Source organism: Streptomyces sp. NPDC096205 (assembly GCF_044763135.1).
Classification (GTDB): Bacteria; Actinomycetota; Actinomycetes; order Streptomycetales; family Streptomycetaceae; genus Streptomyces.
The window spans coordinates 90,773-112,235 of record NZ_JBIWFS010000011.1 but is presented as its reverse complement, the minus strand read 5'-3'; the positions used below and the strand labels follow the sequence as shown (position 1 = coordinate 112,235).

The following is a 21,463-nucleotide window of genomic DNA, read 5'->3' as shown; positions in this document are numbered from 1 at the left end:
CCTCATCCGTCCACGGTGGTTCCGTCGGGCCTCCGCCCGAAGGCCGCCTCGAGTACGGCGGGGAGGTCCACCTCGGGGACCTCGGCACGTACCTCCGCCAGGACTTGAGGGAACTGGTCGTCGCCGATGACGCCCAGGTGCTCCTCGCGCAGCCGGCGAATGACCTCGACCAGCTCGGGTCGCAGCCGCATCCAGGCGCGGGACGTAAGGATCTCCTTGTCGACCTGGTCCATGAACCAGCGCATCACCTCGTACGGGACGTCCACGTGCCGCGCATGCAGGTTGAAACACACCGTCGGCTCTCGCGTCGGGTCCTCGTCGGGCACGATCGCGGTCACGAGACCCCGCTGTTCGTCGACGAGGTCCAGCTCCAAGTACCAGGCGTCGTCGGGTATCGAGTACATCGTGGTGATCGCGTAGTCGCCGTCGGGGTGCGGGAAGGGCATGGGGGCATGCTGTCATGACCGACCGACGGCGGTGCGGGCACCGTCCGACGGCCGGGCCCGCGGCCCGAGTTCAGGCCGTCGTCGTCACAGACCGGTGACCTTGCCGCTCGCGGAGAGCTCGTAGACGAGGGTGACCGTACGGCGGCCGCCGGGCGGCAGTACGACGTCCCAGCGGGCGATGCCTTCGTCGTCGACGGCGTCGGGCACAGGCGAGCAGGCGTCCTCGCGCAGCCGTACCTGAACCGCCGAGACCTCGGAGACCGGGATGCGTTCCCGCAGGGCGACCACCTGATCGCCCTGTGCCCCGGGGGCGGAGAAGCGGGACACGTGCAGGCGCACCGTGCGGGTGACGGTGGTCCGTTGGGTGAGGGCGGTGGTGTCGCGGGACTCCTCGGTGTGCCGCAGGACCCGGTAGTCGTCGTGGCTGCCGAAGGCGAGCTCGACGGGGGCTCCGGGAGCGGTGAAGTCCAGCGTGCCGCGGCCGCCGAACCCGCTGCCGCGGACCAGGTCCACGGGACCGGCCAGCAGCGCGTGGCCGGACGTGTTGTCGAACCGTACGACCTGCGTCACCAGCGGTGACAGTTCGGGGAAGCAGGCGTACTCGCTGCTCGCGGTCGTGGTGAGCGAGGACAGCGGCACGCGGTGGGCGTGCCCGTCGGCGGGGACGGAGACGGGCGTGGGGGAGTGCAGCACCCGGGTCTCGCCGCCGTCGTCCACACCGGGGAGACCGAGCACCGGGGCCGGCCCGAGCTCGGCGAACTCCTGCTCGCGCACCTCGACTTCGACCGAGCGACGCTCGGCGGGGGAGCGGTCGGTCAGCGTCAGCCGGTCCTCCGCGAGGCGCGGTGGCTCGGTCGCCGCGGCCGAGCGGGCCGTCGACAGGGCCAGGCGTACGTCCGGCCAGTCCTCCCCGGTGCGCTGCCAGACCACGGCGTCGGTCTCCAGCGTCAGGGTGTCTCCGTCGAGCACGGCCCGATAGGCGGGCCGCCACAGCGCACAGGCCACGAGGTGGCGCAGCCGCAGCCGGGCCGGACCCTCGGCCGCGGAGCGCACGGTCAGCTCGACATGGCCGAGCAGCTCGGCGGGCTGCTGCTCGGACAGCAGCAGAGCCTCCTCGGTCCGGCGCAGTTCGGTGGCCAGCTCCGTCAGCCGGGCCTGTGTGGCGCGCAACCGCTCGCCGTGCTCCTCGCGTTCCTCGTCCACGCGGTCGAGTTCCGCGGCCCAGCGGGCCGTGTCCGTCTGACCGGAGCCGGCCCCCTCGCCGATCTCGCGCAGCAGGTCGGCGGCGAGCCGGCCCAGCAGGTCGAGGCGGGTACGCAGCCGGTCACCGCGCTGCTCCAGCGTGTGCCGCTCCTCCTGGAGGGCGTGCGCGCGCCGGCGCAGTGCCGGGTCGTCGGCGGTGGGCTGCGGGCCGCGCGGGGTCCAGGTGCGGACGATGCGGGCGTCGAGGACACTCGCCTGCTGGCCGGCGGTCAGCTCGGCGTGCAAAGTGCGGTCGACGGCGAGGGCGCTGATCGGCCCCAGGCGCAGCCGCTGGACGCCGGCCCGCAGGTCGAGGGCGACGGTGCGCTCGACCTGGGCGCGGTCCTCCAGGCAGGTGACGGCGGTGACGGGGGCGGGGATCGGTCCGGCGTCGGTGGGCATGCTGTGCGTCAACTCCTGCGGTCTCCGCCGACCAGTGCTTTGGCGGCCGGGATACGGATCTCGTAGCCGCCGTCCAGGGCGGCGGTGCCCCCGGCGGGCAGGTCGACCTGCCACACGCGGGTGCCCGGGGCGTGCTGATCGGGGCCCGCGGAGTCGTCGGGAGTGGTCCAGTCGGCCCGTTCCTCGAGCCGGACGTCCGGCTCGGAGGTGACCGGCACCTGCTCGCGGACCTCGACGGACACGGGCCGGGCGAGCCGGTTGGCCAGCTCGACCCGCACGCGATGGTCCAGCACGGTCACGTTGTTGCGCAGGCCCGCCGTCGACTCGCTGAGGTGGGTGCGCCGGGTGACCTGGACGCCCTCCGCGGGACCGAGCCCCATTCGGCGGACGCCGCCGGGCGCGAGCGTGGGCAGCGCGGCGGTCAGCAGGAAGTCGTCGTCGACGGTGACCTCCACCGGTCCGGCCAGCAGCGCCTGGTCGGTGGCGTTGGACAGGACCAGCGTCCCGTACACCCGCTCCTCCACGGACGGCACGCACAGGTACTCGGTGCGCAGGCCGACCGGGATCTCGCTGACGGTGACGGTGTGCCAGGTGCCGTCGGAGGGCACGTCCGCGGGGGCGACGGCGTCGTAACGGTGGTCGAAGGAACCCGCCGACTCCCGGGGCCGTACGGCATGCCCGGGCAGCGGCAGCGCCGCCACCGTCGCGGCACGCCTGCGGTACTCGACCGCCACCGGGTCGAAGGGCGCTCCCGGGAACAGGCGGCCCCTGCGGCTCTCGGCCTCCTCGGGACCGCTGAGGACGAGAGCGGCGTAGTCGAGCTCGTCACCGCTGGGCCGCGGCGGCCCGGCCACCGGCGCCGGCGCGATCGGGCCGGAGGCGACCGGTGGCACGGCAGCGGGCGCGCCTGCTCCTCGGGGCCGGGAGGCCGGCCGGCTCCGCGCCTGCCCGAAGCCCGACGTCGCACGGTCGGCCGCCTGCGCCCGCGCTACGGGGGCCCCGCCCGGCTCGGCGGGGCCCGCGGGCGGTCCGCCGTACAGCGGCGCCGCAGGGGGCGGAGGCACCGGAGCGGGGACGGGGCCGCCCGCGACGGCCCCGGGCGCGGGCGGTGCGCCGACGGCGTCGGGCGGGGGCACGGGAGCGGCGCCGACGGCCTGAGGCATGGGCACGTGCGCTGCGCCGACGGCCTGGGGCCAGGGCACGTGCGTCGCGTCGACGGCCTCGGTTGCGGCGGCCGACCGCGGGCGCGGGCCCGCCGCGTCGTACCCCGTGAACAGGTCGGCCAGGCCCGCCGGGGGCTCGCGCCAGCCGGACGGCCCGGGGGCGGGCTGACGACGGCCGATCCGCAGCGAGCGCAGCTTCGGCAGGTCGGTGCGGCGCCGCAGGTCGGCGGTAGCCAGGGCGATGCGCACCCCGGTCCAGTCCTCGCCGGTGCGCTGGGCGACCGAGGCACGGAACAGCAGGCTGCCGGAGTCGGCCCCTTGACGGTACGTCAGCCGGTAGGCGGGTGCCCAGACGGCGCCGGGGACCCCGTACTCCAGCTCGACCTCCACCTCGCCCGTCCCGTCGAGGGTCAGGACGGCACACACCGTGGTCTCGACATGGGCGGACGGCGCGTCGGTGGAGGCCCGGGACCAGCGGTCGGTCGCCATGGTCAACTCGTGCTCGACGCGGCGCAGTTCCTCCTCCAGTCCGGCGAGGCGGCCGTGCAGTGTGGTCAGCCGGTCGTCGACGAAGTCGGCGAGCGCCAGCCAGGCATCGACAGGAGTGCGCCGGTGCGGGTCCTCACGCTTGCGCGACGGCGGAACCGGGCGCAGCTCCGTGACCTCCTTGATCCGGGCCAGCAGCCGGGCGCGGCGGCCCTGCACCGCGGCCTGCTCGTCCTGGAGGCGCTCGACCTCCTGCCGCAGTGCGTCGAAGGAGCCGGCGGCGGACGGCTCGGCGTCCACCTCCACCCGGACCTCGGTGACACGCACCCGGGCGTCGCCGACCACGCGGGCGCGCAGCGAGCCGGGGTCCATCGAGCGAGGCAGTCCCGTGACCCGCACCCGTCCCCGCGGCGGCACGGTCCCGCGTGCCAGACGGCTGCACATCGCGCCCTGCGCGTACACCACGACCGCGTCGAGTGCCGACGCCCACCGCGGTGTCTCCTCGGACTTCATGCAGTCACGCCCCCCGTCATGTCCGTGCACGCCCCCGTCATGTCCGTGCCGGGCGAAGCCTAGCGCCCGCGAGGGTGGCCGGAACCGGACCCCTGCTCAACGGGCCTGATGGTCATCCACCTGCCTGAGGTGCGGCCGTCCACCCGTCGGAAAGCGGCCTTCGCCGCCCGAACCCCGCATGCTCCGGCCCGACCAGGGCAAAAGGGAGCGGACGGAGCGGACAGGTGCGGACCGGTCGGACCGTCCGTGCCGGAAAGAGGTGGGAGTCGTGCACATCTGGCAGGAGAACACGGAAGTAGGGGCGCGGCCCGGCCGGACGTCACCGCTGGGCGCCACCTTCGACGGTGCCGGGACGAACTTCGCGGTGTTCTCCGAGGTGGCGGAGCGGGTGGAGCTGTGCCTCTTCGACGAGGACGGCACGGAGGAACGCGTCCCGCTGAAGGAGGTGGACGGCTTCGTCCACCACATCTACCTCCCGGACGTCGGCCCGGGCCGACGCTACGGGTTCCGGGTGCACGGCCCGTACCGCCCCGAGCGCGGCGAGCGCTGCAACCCGGCCAAGCTGCTGCTCGATCCGTACGCCAAGGCGATCGAGGGCGACATCGCGTGGGACGAGGCCCTGTTCCCGTACCACTTCGACGACCCGGGCCGGCGCAACGACCTGGACTCGGCGCCGTACACACCGAAGTCCGTGGTGGTCAATCCCTACTTCGACTGGGGCAACGACCGCCCCCTGCGGACGCCCTATCACGAGACGGTCGTCTACGAGGCCCATGTGAAGGGCATGACGCATACGCACCCGGCGATACCGGAGGCGATGCGGGGCACGTACGCCGCGCTGGCGCACCCGGCGATGATCGACTACTTCGTCACGCTGGGGGTCACCGCGGTGGAACTGATGCCGGTCCACCAGTTCGTGCACGACCACGCGCTGACGCAGAAGGGGCTGGCGAACTACTGGGGTTACAACACCCTCGGCTTCTTCGCCCCGCACAACGCCTACTGCGCGTCCGGGCAACGCGGCGAGCAGGTCCAGGAGTTCCGCTCGATGGTCAAGGCCCTCCACGAGGCGGGCATCGAGGTCATCCTCGACGTGGTCTACAACCACACCGCCGAGGGCAACCACCTCGGGCCGGTGCTGTCGCTGCGAGGGCTGGACAACGCGGCGTACTACCGGCTGTCCCAGGAGGACCCGCGCTTCTACTGGGACACCACGGGCACCGGGAACAGCCTGCGGATGAACCACCCGCACACCCTGCAGCTGATCATGGACTCGCTGCGGTACTGGGTCACCGAGATGCACGTCGACGGCTTCCGCTTCGACCTGGCGGCCACGCTGGCCCGGCAGTTCCACGAGGTGGACCGGTTGTCGTCGTTCTTCGACCTCGTCCAGCAGGACCCGGTCATCTCCCAGGTCAAACTGATCGCCGAGCCGTGGGACATCGGCGAGGGCGGCTACCAGGTGGGCAACTTCCCGCCGCTGTGGACCGAGTGGAACGGCAAGTACCGCGACACGGTACGGGACTTCTGGCGGGGCGAGGGCGGCACGCTGGGCGAGTTCGCCTCCCGGCTCACCGGCTCCTCCGACCTCTACCAGAACGACGGCCGCCGGCCCTACGCCTCGGTCAACTTCGTCACCGCGCACGACGGTTTCACCCTGCGCGACCTCGTCTCCTACGACCACAAGCACAACGAGGCCAACGGGGAGGACAACCGGGACGGAGAGGACCACAACCGCGCGTGGAACTGCGGAACGGAGGGCCCCACCGGCGACCGAGGCGTCCTCGCGCTGCGCGCCCGCCAGCAGCGCAACCTCCTGACCACACTCCTGCTCTCCCAGGGCGTGCCGATGCTGCTGCACGGCGACGAACTCGGCCGCACCCAGCACGGCAACAACAACGCCTACTGTCAGGACAACGAACTGACCTGGATCGACTGGTCCAGCGTCACCGAGGGCAGCGAACTGCTCGACTTCACCCGCAAGCTGATCGCCCTGCGCCGCGCCCACCCCGTCTTCCGCCGACGGCGCTTCTTCAAGGGCCGCGCCCAGCACGCCTCGGCGGACGTGCCGCACGACATCGCCTGGTTCACCCCTGCCGGGCGGGAGATGACCGACACCGACTGGGACACCGGTTTCGCCCGCTCCCTCATGGTCCACCTCAACGGCGACGCCATCACGGAACCCGACGTGCGGGGCCTGCCCGTGCGCGACGACTCCTTCCTCCTCCTGTTCAACGCCCACAACCAGCCCCTCACCTTCACCGTCCCCGACGGGCTCGGTCCCTGGTGGGCGGTCGAGGTGGACACCGCCATCCCGTACACCGAGTACCGATCACTGATCAAGGGCGGCACCGACGTGGAGGTCGAGTCCCACTCCCTGCTCGTCCTGCGGGGCCACGACGACTCGTAGCCCGCGCCCGGAACGACCGACGGCCCTCATCCGCAACCCCCTCGAAGTGTTTTGTCGGTCAAGCGTTTGATCTGGCGCTCGCTGTCACACGTTCGCGTGATTCGATCACCCAATCGTCGGACACTCCTTTCCCCGGTCTCGTTCGTTATGCGCAGATGAAAGGGGCAGGTGGCGCGGAGAAAGGATTCTCCCGACTCTCGGCGATCCGGAGGGATTGACGGGTGGCGGTGGTTTCTCGGCGCCGTCGGATGGTTTTCCGAACGAGATCAGGACGATGACAACCGAACATCGGCGGGCCGGCATGCGAGGGGCATGTCGTCGACGACCCGCACCGGTACCGGCGTCCGGGTTCCGCGCTCCGGGCAGATCAATTCACGATATTACTAAGGAACCCCGATGGACTGGTACGGCAGCAGGGAAAGTTCTTATGTCCTGCGATACCCCCAGAGCTTGGACCACGACACGCTGGACCCGTACGACAGCGTCCCCATTCCCGCACAGCAGGCCTGGGACGAAGCCGGGCTCGACGCCACGCTGAACCGGCGGGGGATCGAAGAGGAACTGGCCGAGATGCTGTCCGCGGCGTCGGTTTCCAGGCCGCCCGTCGAGAGTGCGACCCGGCCGCTGTCGCGCAGCGAGCGCAGGCGGATGCGGCCCAAACGGCAGTTCCTCGTGGCCGGTCAGCGCATCAACCAGGTGACGGTCCTGTTCGCCGCCATCGCGGTCTGCGCGGCGTGCCTGCTGGGCTGGTCCATCACCTACACCTACGGCCAGCTCAGCACGATCGCCGAGTTCGTCCTGCCGGCGGAGCTGGCGCAATGGTGGCCGCTGACCGTGTACGGGCCGTGGTTCGTCGCAGCCCTGTCGATTCTGCGGGCGACCGTCCAGCATCAGCCGGCCCCCCGCTCCTGGGGCGTCCTGCTCGTCACGTCCGCCATGGCGGTGGCCCTGTGCGTCAGCCACTCGACCCGCTCGGTGCTGGCCTACGTGACCCTCGGCATCCCGCCGGTCACCGCTCTGGTGTGCTTCTGGGAACTCGTCGGGCAGGTCTCCTCCAAGCACCGCACCCGCAAAGGGGCGCATGCGCCGCAGCGCTCCAAGGCATGACGGACTTCGCAGGGGCGCTGACGCGCCTGGGCGTTCCGGGGCATGGCCGGTAACGGCGCCGTGTGCTTCTCCGTGCCCCTCGGTCGACCGCGGTCCCGTCACTACAAGATCAGGAACACGGAGAAGTCCGACATGCCTCTCGCCCGCCGTCCCTTTCTCTCGCTCCCTCTGCCCGTGCAGCAGGCGGTGCGCGACCGTACGGGGCTGATCCACTCCGCCCGTACGGTCAGGGGAGGCAGCAACTGCAACGTCGCCGCCTGCCTGGACACCGAACGCGGCATGGTCTTCGTCAAGGGCCTCCATGAAGGCCACGCCCAAGCCGGAAGTCTCCGGCGCGAGGCAGAGATCAACCAGTATCTGCCGCAGGCGTGCCCGCGCCTCATCTGGCAGGTTCAGGAACGAGGTTGGGTGCTTCTCGGCTATCAGTATCTCGCCGGCCGTCATGCCGATTACCGTCCCGGTTCCCCCGACCTGCACCTGGTGCGGGCCGCCGTGGACGAGATCCAGTGCCTCACCGTGGACGACAGTGCCCGCGCCCTGCCGGCCCAGCAGCGCTGGGGCCCGTACGCACCGCCCGGCGCGGCCCACCTCTTCGCCGGTGACGCGCTGCTGCACACGGACCTCGCGCCGGACAACGTCCTCGTCGGCGACCGGGCCCACCTGGTGGACTGGGCCTGGCCCACGCGCGGCGCGGCGTGGATCGATCCCGCGATCCTGAGCCTGCGCCTGCTGTCCGCGGGCCACACCCCTCGCGAGGCCGACGCGATCGCCGACACCTTCCCCTCGTGGAAGCACGCCGACGCCGGCTCGAAGGCGGCTTTCGCAGCGGCCAACGCCCGCCTCTGGGGCGAGGTCGCCGACAACGACCCGGCCGTCTGGAAGTACCGCATGGCCCGCAGCGCCGCCCTGTTCGCCGCCTTCCTCGCCGACCTCTGACCCGGGAGAGCCGGGGCCTCGACCGCTCGAAGCGACAGGCGCCGCTCAGCAGCGGCACCCACCGCCCGAACTCACACCTGGAGCACCGCATCCTGCACCGCCACTCCTTCAGTCAACCGGCCGAAACCTCGGCACAGTCGGCCTTCGACGCGCTGTACACCTCCGCTGCACCCGCCCTCGTCCAGCAGGCCTACGTCCTGACCGGATGCCGCCGGCTCGCCTTCGAGTCCACCGAGCAGGCCTTCCACCGGGCCTGGGAACGCTGGCCCGACGTCGTACGCGATCCCGACCCCGAAGGATGGGTACGGGCACAGACCCACGACTACGCGCTCTCGCCCTGGCACCGGCTACGGCGCCTGCGCCCCGCACCGCAGCCCGCGGACCCCGTACTGCGGGCGTTCCTGGAACTTCCGCCCTGGCAGCGCCGAGCGGCGTTGCTGCGCGACGGTCTGGAACTGAGCGTGGAGGAGGTCGCCGCGGAGACGGAGGCCACCGTCGCCGCCACGGACAGCAGACTGCGGCACGCCCGTGCCGGCATCGTCCGGTACCTGCCGGAGGCTTCCGCCGACACCGACACCGACACCGACACCGACACCGGCAATGACGCCGCTCGTCATGCGCTCAGAATGCGCGTCAAGGACGTGTCCGTCGCCACGCTCGCCCACCCCCGGTCGGTCCGTGCCGCCGGCGAGTTTCGCGTACGTACCCTCACCCGCGTGGTGTTCGCGGTGACGGCCGTCCTCATCGGGGCCGTCACCGCCACCACGGCGACGACGCCGGCGCATGAGGAACCCGGCTTTCCACCGGCCCGCTCCGAGCGATGACGTGGTCCGCCGCAGGCCACGTACCCCGCCCGAAGCGGCTGGGACGCCGTGCGGCACGATGATCGCGTGAGCGAACAACGGGGAAGCAACGAAATGGAACCTGTCGAACCTGTCGCGGATCTCGCCCGACGACTTGTCGCCGCGGACAGCGGAGGCTGGACGCCGGACGGCGTGAAGTCCCTTGCGGAACAGCTCGGTTGGGCCTGGGAGGGCACACCGACCCATCCCGAACTGGTCACCGGCCGCTCGACGGGCAACGCCCGCCTGCGTCCGGTCGGCCGGTTCGAGGAGCGCTACGTGAGCGGCGAGTCGTACGTGGAACTCGCGGTCCCCGTAGGGACGGCCGCACCGGACGCCGCCGCGCAAGCCGCCGCCTTCGCCGAGGCCCGACGCGAACTCACCGCCGCGCTGGGCAAACCGTCCGTCATGGGTTCCCACGGCGACCTGGGCCCCTTCTACGACAGCGGCCCGCTGTGGGGAGCACCCTTCCTGCGCTGGCGCGGCAGGCCGGACACCCTGGAACTCCGCGCGGGAAAGGCGGGGCCGGAGCTGGTGCTGCAGCCCACCGACCCGGCGGAGAACTGGTTCTGGCGTCAGGGCGTCGGTGAAGAGAACTCGATCAGCGGCTTCTTCGGCAGTAATCGCGACCGGGCCAATGCCGGACTCGGCTTCCCCGGCCGCTGGACCGCCCGCAGCTGGGAGACCGTCACCCGGTCGCTGGCGGACTTCCTGGGCGCACTGCCCGCCGAGACCACGGCCCTCGGGATATCGATCGGCATGCCGTTCTACGGCCGCAACGACCGTGGCGCTCCGCTCCTCTTCGACGTGACCTGCAGCGACCGGCTGTCGATCGGCTGCTTCGCCCCGGACGACTTCGACCCCGCCGCCCTCGGCTGGGGCACGGTCGCCCAGCACCCGCAGACGGCGTCGATCTGGAGCGACGACGACCCGGTGTGGCGCGTGGACGCCGGCGGCCCCGGCGACCCCAAGGGCAGCCAACTCGCCGAGCTGCTCGTGGCCACAGCCAGGGCGGCGGGCGTGAACGACCCGACCGACCTGATCGTCGGCGGCGAGGCGTCGTACGTCGACGGTTACGACATCACCTACTACGGACTGGGCCTGCCCACCGGCTGACCCCCGCCGGCGTGCGCCCGCCCGCAGGTGCACGCCGGGCCGGGTCACGACTGGGCTGCGTTCGAAAGCCTCGGCGCAGGCGCCTCCACGACCTTCGGCTTCACCATGACCAGCGGCGCGACCCCGCCGGCGAGCCTCCCCCGCACCAGCCCCTGACCCACGTCAGCTCGGCGGCTCGTTGAGAGTGGGCCGGCTCACCGGGAGCGTACGACGGCCTCCAGCACCTCGTGGACGGTCTTCGCGGGGCGCCCGATGGCGGCCTCCAGCGTGGGGTCGGTGACGTTGAACTCGCCACGGCGCGAGGCGGCGAACATCGTCAAGGTGAACTCCGCGGCCGGGCGCGGCATGCCGCCGGCGACGGCTGCGGCAGTCCACTCGTCGTCGTCCATGACGACTCGGGTGACGGTCCGGCCGGTGATGCGGCTGACGATGTCCGCGACGTCGGCGAAGTCCAGCGTGCGGCGGGCTGTCAGCGGTGGTGTGACCCCCTCGAGTGCCCCTTCTTCGGTCAGAGCGACGGCCGCCGCTTCCGCCAGGTCCTCGTGGGCCGTCCAGGACACCGGGCCGTCGTGCGGCACGGCGAGCATGCCCGTCTCCAGCGCCGAGCCGATGTAGTGGCTCAAGGTGGAGGCGTAGAAGCCGTTGCGCAGGGCGGTGTAGGGAACGCCCTGCTGCTCAAGGTGCTCCTCGGTGGCCGCGTGGACCCGCTGTGGCGGGAAGAGTGACGTGGGAGAGGCGGCCTGGTGGCTGGTGTACACGATGCGCTGGGCACCCGCTTCCCGCGCCGCGTCCACGGCAGCGTTGTTGGCGGCCGACGCGCCGCCGCCCCGGATGGCCGCGGAGACGACGAGAACCCGCTCGGCACCCTCGAAGGCGTGCTTCAGACTGCCGGGCTCGGTGAAGTCTCCCGCCCGGACCCGGACGCCCCGTTCGGCGAGGCCGGCGGCACTGCTCACGTCGCGCACACTGACGCCGATCCTCTCGGCGGGTATCCGTTTCAACAGGCGGTCGACGATCAGCGCACCGAGGCGGCCGGTGGCTCCCGTGACGATCAGCATGGTGACTCCCCATCGGCGGTGTGTTTCCAGTGGAACGGTAATCACGTTATCACTGATACTTCCGATGGATGCGGCACGATGCCTTTGCTCAAGAGGCAGGCGTGGCTGACCAGTACGTTCAGGCAGGTCACGCGGCCGATGTAGCGTCGATAACAGCGATATCATCAGCTGTCACGGCAGGGCGATACCATCGTCTCCATGGCACGGAACACGCAGCGGCGAGACAGCACCCGGGACCGCATCGTGAAGGTCGCGGCCGACCTGCTGCGCGACCAGGGGCCGGCCGCGGTGACGACACGCCGCGTGGCCCACGAGGCCGGGCTGCAGCCCCCTGCCCTCTACCGCCTCTTCCAGGACAAGGACGACCTGCTGGACGCCGCCGCGGAGCACGTCTTCGCCGAGCATGTCGCAGGCAAGCAGACCACCGCCCCCTCGGGCGACCCGGTGGAGGACCTGCGCGCCGGATGGAACATGCAGATCAGCTTCGGCCTGGCCAACCCGTACGTCTATGGCCTGTTGCTCGACCCGGCCCGCGCACGGGACACCCCGGCACAGGTCCAGGGCGTGCGAATCCTCGCCGAGCGGGTGCACAGGATCGCCGCCGCCGGGCGGCTGCGGGTCAGCGAGGAACGTGCCGTCAACCTCATCCGCTCGGCGGGGGTCGGAACCGTCCACACCCTGCTGACCCTGCCACCCGAGCAGAGCGACCCGCACCTGGCCGACGCCGCCTTCGACGCGGTCGCTCGCGCCATCCTCGTGGACGAGCCCGCTGTCCCCACCCGGGACCCGGCGGCCGTGGTCGCGGCCTTCCGCACCCTCCTGCCCGAACTGCCCGCCCTCAGCAGGGCCGAAGCCGCCCTCCTCGACGAGTGGCTGCGACGGGGCGAAGGCTGAGCTGGAGCGACGGCAAGAACGACGGCAAGGCAAGCCGCGAGACCGTGCCGCCGTGCGGCCGACACGGCGAATCAGACGGGTTAAGCGGGTGAAGCCACCGCCCGAGCGGACGGTGCGGGGGCATGGATGAGGTTCGGCCGTAAACGGCCGGAATCCGCTACTCGACGCGCTGGAGGCGAGCGATGACCCGACGAGCCCATCCAACCGACCATACGACCCATCAGGTCCCGGTTCTCATCGTGGGCGGCTCTTTGGTCGGCCTGTCGACCTCACTGTTCCTGGGCCGCCTGGGAGTACGCCACACCCTGGTGGAGCGCCACGCCGCGACCTCCATCCACCCGCGTGGCCGCGGCAACAACGTCCGTACGATGGAACTGTTCCGGGTGGCCGGCGTCGAGCAGGCGATCCGCGACGCCGCCGCCACACTCGCCGACAACCACGGCATCCTGCAGACCCCCACCCTCGTCGGTGACGCGGGGGAGTGGCTGTTCAGGGAGATCGACCCCGGCGGCGGACTGGCCCGCTTCAGCCCCAGCTCCTGGTGCCTGTGCAGCCAGAATGACCTGGAACCGGTCCTCCTCGACCACGCGACGCGGCTGGGCGGCGACCTGCGCTACAACACCGAACTGCTGTCCTTCGACAGCGACCCCGACGGTGTCACGGCGTTGGTCAAGAGCCGGGAGACCGGCGAGCACACCACCATCCGCGCCGACTACCTGGTCGCGGCCGACGGCCCCCGCAGCCCCGTGCGCGAACAGCTCGGCATCGGGCAGAGCGGCCCCGGCGACCTGTTCCACAACGTCAGCATCACCTTCCGCTCGCGCCGGCTCGCCGACGTGGTGGGGGAGCGCCGCTTCATCGTCTGCTACCTGACCGGCGAGGACGCCGACGGCGCGCTGCTGCCGGTGGACAACCGCGAGAACTGGGTCTTCCACGCCCCCTGGCACCCCGAACGCGGCGAAACGCTGGAGGAGTTCACCGACGAGCGGTGCATCGCGCACATCCGCCGCGCCGTCGGGGACCCGGACCTGGACGTCCAGATCACCGGCCGGGCGTCCTGGCACGCCGCGCAGCGTGTCGCCGAGAGCTACCGGTCGGGCCGCGTCCTGCTGGCAGGCGACTCGGCCCACGAGATGTCACCGACCGGCGCCTTCGGCTCCAACACCGGTATCCAGGACGCCCACAACCTCGCCTGGAAGCTGGCCGCGGTGCTGGGCGGCTGGGCCGGTGAGGAACTGCTGGACAGCTACGACACCGAGCGCCGCCCGGTCGCGGAGGCGACCAGCGCCCGGGCCGCCACCCGGTCGGTCGAGCACAGCCACCCGGGCTTCGCCCCGCCGCCCGGCGCAGGTGGCGGTGGCGGTGGCGGTGGACCGCAGCGCGGCATCCTCAACGTGGCCCTCGGCTACCGCTACCCGCAGGGCGCCGTCGTGGACGCCGATCCCGCGACCCCCGTCGTCCCGGAGCGCCTCGACCTGACCGGCCAACCCGGCAGCCGCGCCCCGCACTTGTGGCTGCGGCACCGCGGGGAACGGGTCTCCACGCTCGACCTCTACGAGACCTCGCTCGTCCTGCTCAGCGACGCCGGCGACCCGAGCGGCTGGCACGCGAGCGCCGTCCGCCTCGCCGACGAGATGTCCCTGCCGCTGATCTCCTACCGGGTCGGCACCGGGGACGACGCCGAGCTGACGCCCGAGGGCGACGCGGACTGGGCGGCCTGCCACGGCATCGGGCCAGGTGGCGCGGTGCTCGTCCGCCCCGACGGGTTCGTCGCCTGGCGCTGCGCGGAGCCGGCCCCGGATGCCGCCTCCGCGCTGCGCGACGCCCTGACCAAGGTCTTGGCCAGGACCTGACGCCCGTACCCGGGCAGCCGACGGGGCGTCACCCAGGTGATCGCCTCGACTGGCGGGGACAGCGATACCGGCTGACGGTGGATCACGTCGAGGCGGGGTCCACCTCAGCTGATGCAGTGTCAGCTGCCCCCGCCTCCGGCGGAAAGGAAGTCAGATGCGTTCTGCACGCACCCTGCTGGTCACCGCGGCGGCCTCGGCCGTCCTCGCACTCGGCGCGCCCGGTGCCTACGCGGCCGGGAGTGACCACGACGACACCTCGTACAGCAAGGAGCAGGGCAAGGAGTACGGCGAGGAGCAGGGCAAGGAGCACGGCAAGGACAGCTGGGAGGACTCGCCGCACGGCGGCATGCACACCGGTGGCGGCGCGCTGGCCGCGGTGAAGCCCGCCCAGGACGGCCGAGAGAAGGACAGCTCCTGGAGCGGCAAGCAGGAGGAGAGCGGGAGCGCCAACCAGGAGGAGAGCTGGAGCGGCAAGCAGGACGAGAACTCCTGGAGCGGTGACCACGAGAAGCCCCGCGGCGGCATGCACACCGGAGGCGGCGCGCTGGCCGACCCGACGGTGACCGCGGGCGGCCTGGCCGTGGTCGCCCTCGCCGGCGCTGGTCTGTACGCGGCGCGGCGGAGGAAGCCGGCCGGAAGCGTGGCCTGACCATGCCGGATGCGATAGGTCGCTGCGGCCGCCGCGCGTGTGCCGCGCGTGGCGGCCCGGCGCCCCCGCTGATCCTCAGCTCCGCTGCCGTGCCCAGGTGAGGTGGTATCCCGATGGCAGTTCCTCCCTCTTCGCCCACCGACGGCGACACGCCTCCGGCGCAGCCGGGAGCGCGTACCAACGCCTGGGTGATGTCGGCCGTGGCCTGCACGGTGCTGGCCATGAGCCTGATGGGCGGCAACGACGAGCCGTCCCACAACGCCGGCCCGCCGCCCGCCACCCGGTCGGTCGTGTCGGCTCCCCCCGCGGGGCAGCCCGCCTCCAAGCATCTGCCCCGGTCCAGGCCGCTGCGCCTGCTCATCCCGAAGATCTCGGTCGACGCCCCCTTCACCGAGCTGTCCATCGGCCCCTCGGGGCAGCTCGAACCGCCGCCCGCCGGGGACACCAACCTCGTCGGCTGGCACGCCGAGGGCGCCTCACCCGGGGAAACGGGCACCGCGATCATCGCCGGGCATGTCGACACCACGACCTCCGCGGCCGTGTTCGTGAACCTCGGAGAGCTCGAGAAGGGCGACATCTTCCACGTGGACCGGGCCGACGGGCGCAGGGCGACCTTCGAGGTCGACGACGTGGAGACCTTCGACAAGGACGACTTCCCCGACGAGCGGGTCTACGGCGACAGCGCCCAGGCGGAGGTGCGGCTCATCACCTGTGCGGGTGATTACGACCATGCCGTCCGGGACTACACGGACAACCTGGTGGTCTTCGCCCACCTGAGGTGACTGTGCCGCCGTCAGGTACCTGCGCCTCACCCGCGCAGTGCCCCCAAGTCGCGCTCTCCTGGGGCCGGGCACAGGATCGAGAAACGCTGTCGTCGCTATTCCGCGGCGGCGTTCGCCTGTGCCCCCCGCGAAGGAGATGTACCCGGATGACCACTACGTCCGAACGTGCTGTCGCATCACGGATGCGACAGATGTCGCAGCGGATCTCCCAGTCCGTGTTCGACGGCTCGCGACTCCGTGTCGTGCTGCTGGTCGACGTCCACGAAGGAGCTCAGCAGCAGTTCCTGGAGGCGTACGAGCAGCTGTGCAACCAGGTCGCCTCCGTTCCCGGACATGTCAGCGACCAGCTGTGCCAGTCCATCGAGAACCCCTCCCAATGGCTCATCACCAGCGAATGGGAGAGTGCCCCGCCGTTCCTCACCTGGGTCAACAGCGAGGAGCACGTACGGATGGTGCAGCCCCTGCACAGCTGTGTCCGCGACACCAGGTCGCTTCGCTTCCACGTCGTCCGCGAGACCGGCGGACCGGCGGCGGAGGCCGCCTCCGGGGCCCGCCGGCTCCAGACGGCTCCCCGTATCGGTGACGGCGTGATCCGCCACGCGCTCACCTTCACCGTCAAGCCGGGCAGCGAGGAGACCGTCGCGAAGATCCTCGCCGACTACGCCTCGCCCGAGCCGCGGGTCGACGACACCACCCGGCTGTGCCGCACCTCCCTGTTCATGCACGGCAACCGGGTCGTGCGGGCCATCGAGGTACGGGGCGACCTGCTCGCCGCGCTGCGCCACGTGGCCCGGCAGCCCGAGGTACGGGCCGTCGAGGAGGCCATCAACCCGTATCTGGAGCAGGACCGGGACCTCGACGACCAGGAGTCCGCGCGGGTCTTCTTCACCCGGGCGGCCCTGCCCGCCGTCCATCATGTGACGGCCGGCCAGGAAGGCGCGGACACCGAACGGGTGGCGCTGTACTACCCGGCCCTGGAGGGCCGCGGGATGCGGCTCGCCGAGTTGCTCGCCCAGCAGGACGCGGCGGCGGACGGCCCGGACAACCCCGTGCTGCGCAGCACGATCTTCCAGCGCGACGACGTCGTGGTCCGGCTGATCGACCTGCGTGCCGGACTCGGCGCCGACCCCGCCCGGATGCTCGGTCTCGGGGACCACACCCGGACGGCCGAACTGCTCGAACTTCTCGACACCGACGCGCTCGGCGCGGACGCCTCCTCCCTCAAGAAGCGCGCCGCACTCCAGGAAGGCGACTTCGCCCGCCTTCTCACCCTCACCCGCATGGACCTCATCACCGACCGCCGCGCGCCCGCGGCCTGATGCACCGATGCCAGGGCCGCGGCGACCGGCCCGAGTCGCCCGCACATGATCGGAGGAACGTCGTGATCAAACCCACTGTCAGGCTCGTGGACATCAGCGACATCGAGCCCAACACCCGGCGCGGCGGTGATCTGCGCGCCATGCTCACCCCGGCCACCGTCGGCTCCACCAGCGGCTTCATGGGTGTGGCCACCGTGGCGCCCGGCGACCGCATCGGAGAGCACTACCACCCGTACTCCGAGGAGTTCATCTACGTCGTGTGCGGGCAGCTGGAGGTGGACCTGGACGGCGAACCCCACCCGCTGCGGCCCGAGCAGGCGCTCATGATCCCCGCCTATGTGCGGCACCGTTTCCGCAACGTCGGCAACGTCGAGGCCCGCATCGTCTTCCATCTGGGCCCGCTGGCTCCCGAGCCGCCGCTCGGCCACGTCGACACCGAGGACAACGACGCCGTCGTGGTCGCCGCGGACCTGGCTGCCGGCCGACGAGAAGTGCATCCATGACCAGGCGCGTCGCGGTCACCGGCATAGGCGTCGTCGCCCCGGGCGGCATCGGTGCACCGGCGTTCTGGCAGCTTCTCTCGGACGGGCGTACGGCGACGCGGGGCATCACCTTCTTCGACCCGGCCGGCCTGCGGTCGCGGATCGCCGCCGAATGCGACTTCGACCCGGAGGCCCACGGGCTCGAACCGGAGCTGATCGCACGCTGCGACCGGTACATCCAGTTCGCGCTGGTGGCCGGCGCGGAAGCGGTCCGTGACTCCGGCCTCGACCTCGCACGGGAGAACCCCTGGCGGATCGGGGTCAGCCTGGGCACCGCCGTCGGCGGCACCACCCGGCTGGAGCACGACTACGTCCTGGTCAGCCACCGCGGTGAGCGCTGGGACGTGGACCCCGCGCGGTCGGAGCCGCATCTGCACCGGGCGTTCACCCCGAGCACGCTCGCCGCCACGGTGGCCGAACGTTTCGAGGCACGCGGGCCGGTGCAGACCGTCTCCACCGGCTGCACCTCCGGGCTCGACGCCGTCGGATACGCCTTCCACACGATCGAGGAGGGCCGGGCCGATGTCTGCATAGCGGGAGCGTCGGACTCGCCGATCTCACCGATCACCATGGCCTGCTTCGACGCGATCAAGGCCACGTCCCCGAACAACGACGACCCGGCCCACGCCTCGCGTCCCTTCGACGCCGACCGCGACGGGTTCGTCATGGGCGAGGGCGGCGCGGTGCTCGTCCTGGAGGAACTCGAACACGCACGGGCCCGCGGGGCGCATGTGTACTGCGAGCTCACCGGGTACGCCACGTTCGGCAACGCCTACCACATGACGGGGCTGACCCGGGAGGGCCTGGAGATGGCCCGGGCGATCGAGTACGCCCTGGACCACGCCCGGCTTGACCCCACCGCGATCGGCTACGTCAACGCCCACGGCTCGGGCACCCAGCAGAACGACCGGCACGAAACCGCTGCCGTGAAGCGGGCGTTGGGCGAGCACGCCTACGCCACGCCGATGAGTTCCATCAAATCCATGGTGGGCCACTCCCTCGGCGCGATCGGGTCGATCGAGCTGGTGGCCTGTGTGCTGGCCCTGGCCCACCAAGTCGTACCCCCCACCGCGAACTACGAGACCCCGGACCCCGAGTGCGACCTGGACTACGTCCCGCGGGACGCCCGCGAGCGGAAGCTGAGCAGCGTGCTCTCCGTGGGCAGCGGGTTCGGCGGGTTCCAGTCCGCGGTGGTTCTGACCCGGGGGAGGGAGGGAGCACCATGAGCGCACCGCAACCCAGGCGCGCGGTCGTCACCGGCATCGGTGCCGTCGCGCCCAACGGAACGGACACCGAGACGTTCTGGAAGGCCACCAAGGAAGGCATCAACGCCTTGGGCCCGGTCACCCGCGAGGGATGCGAGCACCTGCCGCTGCGGGTGGCCGGACAGGTCCCGGATTTCGACGCGGCGGCGGCGATCGAGGAGCGGTTCCTCGTCCAGACCGACCGGTTCACGCACTTCGCGATGGCCGCGGCGGACCTCGCTCTCGAGGACGCCCGTCTCGGCCGCAGCGACAGCGAGGCCGCGCCGTACTCGGTGGGCGTGGTCACCGCGGCCGCGTCCGGCGGCGGCGAGTTCGGTCAGCGAGAGCTCCAGCAGCTGTGGAGCAAGGGCAGCCGCTTCGTCGGGCCGTACCAGTCCATCGCCTGGTTCTACGCCGCCAGCACCGGCCAGATCTCCATCCGCCGCGGCTTCAAGGGGCCGTGCGGGGTGGTCGCCTCCGACGAGGCCGGCGGCCTGGACGCCCTCGCCCACGCGGCGCGGGAGGTGCGGCGCGGCACGGACGTGGTGCTGGCCGGTTCGACGGAGGCGCCGCTCGCCCCGTACTCGATGGTCTGCCAGCTCGGTTACCAGGAGCTGAGCACCGTCGAGGACCCGCAGCGGGCCTACCGTCCCTTCACCTCTGCCGCCTGCGGGTTCGTGCCCGCGGAGGGCGGCGCCATGCTGGTCGTCGAGGACGAGACCACCGCGCGCGAGCGAGGTGTCCCGGTCCGGGCCGTCGTCGCCGGACACGCGGCCACCTTCACCGGCGCCTCCCGCTGGGCGGACTCCCGCGAGGGGCTCGCCCAGGCCATCCGGGTGGCTCTGGAGGAGGCGGACTGCGCGCCCGAGGAGGTCGACGTGGTCTTCGCGGACGCCCTGGGCGTGCCCGAGGCGGACCGGGCCGAGGCACTGGCGATCGCCGACGCCCTCGGCGTGCACGGCACCCGCGTGCCCGTCACCGCACCCAAGACGGGCATCGGCCGCGGCTACGGTGCCGCGCCCGTACTGGACACCGCGGCCGCGGTCCTCGCCATGGAGGAGGGCCTGATCCCGCCCACACCCCATGTCTTCGACATCTGCCACGACCTCGACCTCGTGACGGGCCGGGCGCGCCCCGCCGAGCTGGGCACCGCGCTGGTCCTCAGCCGCGGACTCATGGGGTCGAACTCGGCGCTGCTGCTGCGGCGCCGCTGACACAGCAAAGGAGAGGAAACCTATGAGTGACCGCATCACCGTCGAAGAGCTGGCCGAGCTGATGAAGAAGGCCGCCGGCGTCACCGTGCCTTCCGAGGAGCTCCAGCAGAGCCTCGACACCGGCTTCGACACCTTCGGCGTCGACTCGCTCGGCCTGCTGGGCATCGTAGGGGAGCTGGAGAACCGCTACGGGGCGCCCATGCCGCCGGACGCGGAGCGCTCCAAGACGCCCCGGCAGTTCCTGGACCAGGTCAACAGCGCACTTCCGGCAGGAGCCTGACATGGCGGGACACACCCAGAACGAGATCACCATCGCCGCACCCGTCGACCTGGTGTGGGACATGACCAACGACCTGGAGAGCTGGCCGCAGCTGTTCAGCGAGTACGCCTCCCTGGAGATCCTGTCCCGGGAGGGGAACCGGACCCGGTTCCGGCTGACCATGCACCCGGACGAGAACGGCACCGTGTGGAGCTGGGTCTCGGAAAGGGAGACCGACCGCGACAACCTCACGGTCAACGCGCACCGGGTCGAGACCGGTCCCTTCGCTTACATGAACATCCAGTGGACCTACGAGGAGACGCCGCAGGGCACCCGGATGGTGTGGACGCAGGACTTCGAGATGAAGCCCGAGGCACCGGTCGACGACGACTGGATGACGGACAACATCAACCGCAATTCCAAGGTGCAGATGGCCCTCATCCGGGACCGCGTGGAGAAGGCGGCCGCCGAGCAGGGCACCGCACCGGGCCTGACCGACTGAGCCGTACGGAGGACAGTGCCCATGCACCAAGCCCTGATCGTGGCCCGGATGACCCCGGGCTCCGCCCCCGACATCGCGAAGATCTTCGCGGAGTCCGACCGCGGGGAGCTGCCGCACCTCGTGGGCGTCTCCCGGCGCAGCCTCTTCCAGTTCGGTGATGTGTATCTCCACCTCATCGAATCGGAGCAGGACCCCGGCCCCGCCATCGCCAAGGTGACCGGGCATCCGGAGTTCCGGCTCGTCAGCGAGCAACTCTCGGCGTACGTCAGCGCGTACGACCCCGAGACCTGGCGCTCCCCGAAGGACGCCATGGCACAGCGCTTCTATCTCTGGGAGCGCGACCCGGCACGCTGAGCGTGCCGAAACCCCACCGGGCCCCCGGGGCCCCCCCCCCCGCCGCCCCCCCCCGGGGGGGGGGGGGGGGCGCCCCCCCGCCCGGGGGGGGGGCGAGACCCGGCGGGGGTGGGGGGTTAGGGGCGGGCCG

At 71.7% G+C, this 21,463-nt stretch carries 20 protein-coding genes; 16 read left to right on the top strand and 4 right to left on the bottom strand.

Features of this window, described 5'->3' with window-relative positions:
* Nucleotides 1–2: 2 nt before the first annotated feature.
* From ACIQ6Y_RS34515 to ACIQ6Y_RS34505, 3 genes are all read right to left on the bottom strand, one after another.
* The gene (locus tag ACIQ6Y_RS34515; protein ID WP_404045362.1) at nt 3–446 is read right to left on the bottom strand and encodes a hypothetical protein; all 444 of its coding nucleotides are present in this window, start codon (nt 444–446) and stop codon (nt 3–5) included.
* 84 nt (nt 447–530) lie between these two features.
* Nucleotides 531–2,090, bottom strand: a complete 1,560-nt coding sequence (locus ACIQ6Y_RS34510) for a mucoidy inhibitor MuiA family protein (RefSeq protein WP_404045360.1) — start codon at nt 2,088–2,090, stop codon at nt 531–533.
* A gap of 8 nt (nt 2,091–2,098) precedes the next feature.
* A complete protein-coding gene (locus tag ACIQ6Y_RS34505; RefSeq protein WP_404045357.1) occupies nt 2,099–4,252 on the bottom strand; it encodes a DUF4139 domain-containing protein in 2,154 nt (717 codons plus the stop codon).
* 268 nt (nt 4,253–4,520) lie between these two features.
* Here ACIQ6Y_RS34505 and glgX point away from each other — a divergent pair, with 268 nt between their 5' ends.
* The 5 genes from glgX to ACIQ6Y_RS34480 all read left to right on the top strand — a co-directional run bounded on the left by glgX (nt 4,521) and on the right by ACIQ6Y_RS34480 (nt 10,663).
* On the top strand, nt 4,521–6,662 hold the full coding sequence (gene glgX, locus ACIQ6Y_RS34500; protein ID WP_404045355.1) for a glycogen debranching protein GlgX: 2,142 nt from the start codon (nt 4,521–4,523) through the stop codon (nt 6,660–6,662).
* A gap of 450 nt (nt 6,663–7,112) precedes the next feature.
* Nucleotides 7,113–7,769: a DUF2637 domain-containing protein gene (locus ACIQ6Y_RS34495; RefSeq protein ID WP_404045352.1), complete on the top strand. Its 657-nt coding sequence runs from the start codon at nt 7,113–7,115 to the stop codon at nt 7,767–7,769.
* A gap of 132 nt (nt 7,770–7,901) precedes the next feature.
* A complete protein-coding gene (locus tag ACIQ6Y_RS34490; RefSeq protein ID WP_404045349.1) occupies nt 7,902–8,705 on the top strand; it encodes an aminoglycoside phosphotransferase in 804 nt (267 codons plus the stop codon).
* Nucleotides 8,612–9,529: a sigma factor-like helix-turn-helix DNA-binding protein gene (locus tag ACIQ6Y_RS34485; protein ID WP_404045963.1), complete on the top strand. Its 918-nt coding sequence runs from the start codon at nt 8,612–8,614 to the stop codon at nt 9,527–9,529. The genes ACIQ6Y_RS34490 and ACIQ6Y_RS34485 overlap by 94 nt, the downstream gene beginning before the upstream one ends.
* Nucleotides 9,530–9,622: 93 nt before the next feature.
* Complete coding sequence (locus ACIQ6Y_RS34480; RefSeq protein WP_404045346.1) at nt 9,623–10,663, top strand: hypothetical protein; 1,041 nt, start codon at nt 9,623–9,625, stop codon at nt 10,661–10,663.
* A gap of 194 nt (nt 10,664–10,857) precedes the next feature.
* Here the strand turns inward: ACIQ6Y_RS34480 and ACIQ6Y_RS34475 are convergent, their stop codons facing one another.
* The gene (locus ACIQ6Y_RS34475) at nt 10,858–11,721 is read right to left on the bottom strand and encodes an NmrA family NAD(P)-binding protein (RefSeq protein ID WP_404045343.1); all 864 of its coding nucleotides are present in this window, start codon (nt 11,719–11,721) and stop codon (nt 10,858–10,860) included.
* 198 nt (nt 11,722–11,919) lie between these two features.
* Between ACIQ6Y_RS34475 and ACIQ6Y_RS34470 the strand changes: the two genes are divergently transcribed.
* The 11 genes from ACIQ6Y_RS34470 (at nt 11,920) to ACIQ6Y_RS34420 (ending at nt 21,333) form a co-directional block, all read left to right on the top strand.
* Nucleotides 11,920–12,615, top strand: a complete 696-nt coding sequence (locus ACIQ6Y_RS34470; RefSeq protein WP_404045340.1) for a TetR/AcrR family transcriptional regulator — start codon at nt 11,920–11,922, stop codon at nt 12,613–12,615.
* A gap of 182 nt (nt 12,616–12,797) precedes the next feature.
* A complete protein-coding gene (locus ACIQ6Y_RS34465) occupies nt 12,798–14,468 on the top strand; it encodes an FAD-dependent oxidoreductase (protein WP_404045338.1) in 1,671 nt (556 codons plus the stop codon).
* A 154-nt stretch (nt 14,469–14,622) separates the two neighbouring features.
* Nucleotides 14,623–15,117: a hypothetical protein gene (locus tag ACIQ6Y_RS34460; protein ID WP_404045335.1), complete on the top strand. Its 495-nt coding sequence runs from the start codon at nt 14,623–14,625 to the stop codon at nt 15,115–15,117.
* A gap of 113 nt (nt 15,118–15,230) precedes the next feature.
* Nucleotides 15,231–15,899, top strand: coding sequence for a class F sortase (locus ACIQ6Y_RS34455; protein ID WP_404045332.1), 669 nt, complete (start codon nt 15,231–15,233; stop codon nt 15,897–15,899).
* Nucleotides 15,900–16,045: 146 nt separating this feature from the next.
* Nucleotides 16,046–17,218, top strand: a complete 1,173-nt coding sequence (locus ACIQ6Y_RS34450; protein WP_404045329.1) for a SchA/CurD-like domain-containing protein — start codon at nt 16,046–16,048, stop codon at nt 17,216–17,218.
* 140 nt (nt 17,219–17,358) lie between these two features.
* Complete coding sequence (locus tag ACIQ6Y_RS34445) at nt 17,359–17,721, top strand: cupin domain-containing protein (protein WP_404045960.1); 363 nt, start codon at nt 17,359–17,361, stop codon at nt 17,719–17,721.
* Entirely contained in the window at nt 17,718–18,986 is a 1,269-nt protein-coding gene (locus tag ACIQ6Y_RS34440) for a beta-ketoacyl-[acyl-carrier-protein] synthase family protein (protein ID WP_404045326.1), read from the top strand. Before ACIQ6Y_RS34445 ends, ACIQ6Y_RS34440 begins: the two co-directional genes overlap by 4 nt.
* Nucleotides 18,983–20,218: a ketosynthase chain-length factor gene (locus ACIQ6Y_RS34435; RefSeq protein WP_404045324.1), complete on the top strand. Its 1,236-nt coding sequence runs from the start codon at nt 18,983–18,985 to the stop codon at nt 20,216–20,218. The genes ACIQ6Y_RS34440 and ACIQ6Y_RS34435 overlap by 4 nt, the downstream gene beginning before the upstream one ends.
* Before the next feature lie 22 nt (nt 20,219–20,240).
* Nucleotides 20,241–20,498 carry an acyl carrier protein gene (locus ACIQ6Y_RS34430; RefSeq protein ID WP_404045322.1) on the top strand — a complete coding sequence of 86 codons (258 nt, stop codon included), beginning with the start codon at nt 20,241–20,243 and terminating at the stop codon, nt 20,496–20,498.
* Between the two features lies 1 nt (nt 20,499).
* A complete protein-coding gene (locus tag ACIQ6Y_RS34425) occupies nt 20,500–20,979 on the top strand; it encodes an SRPBCC family protein (RefSeq protein WP_404045320.1) in 480 nt (159 codons plus the stop codon).
* A gap of 21 nt (nt 20,980–21,000) precedes the next feature.
* A complete protein-coding gene (locus ACIQ6Y_RS34420) occupies nt 21,001–21,333 on the top strand; it encodes a TcmI family type II polyketide cyclase (protein ID WP_404045318.1) in 333 nt (110 codons plus the stop codon).
* Nucleotides 21,334–21,463: the final 130 nt, after the last annotated feature.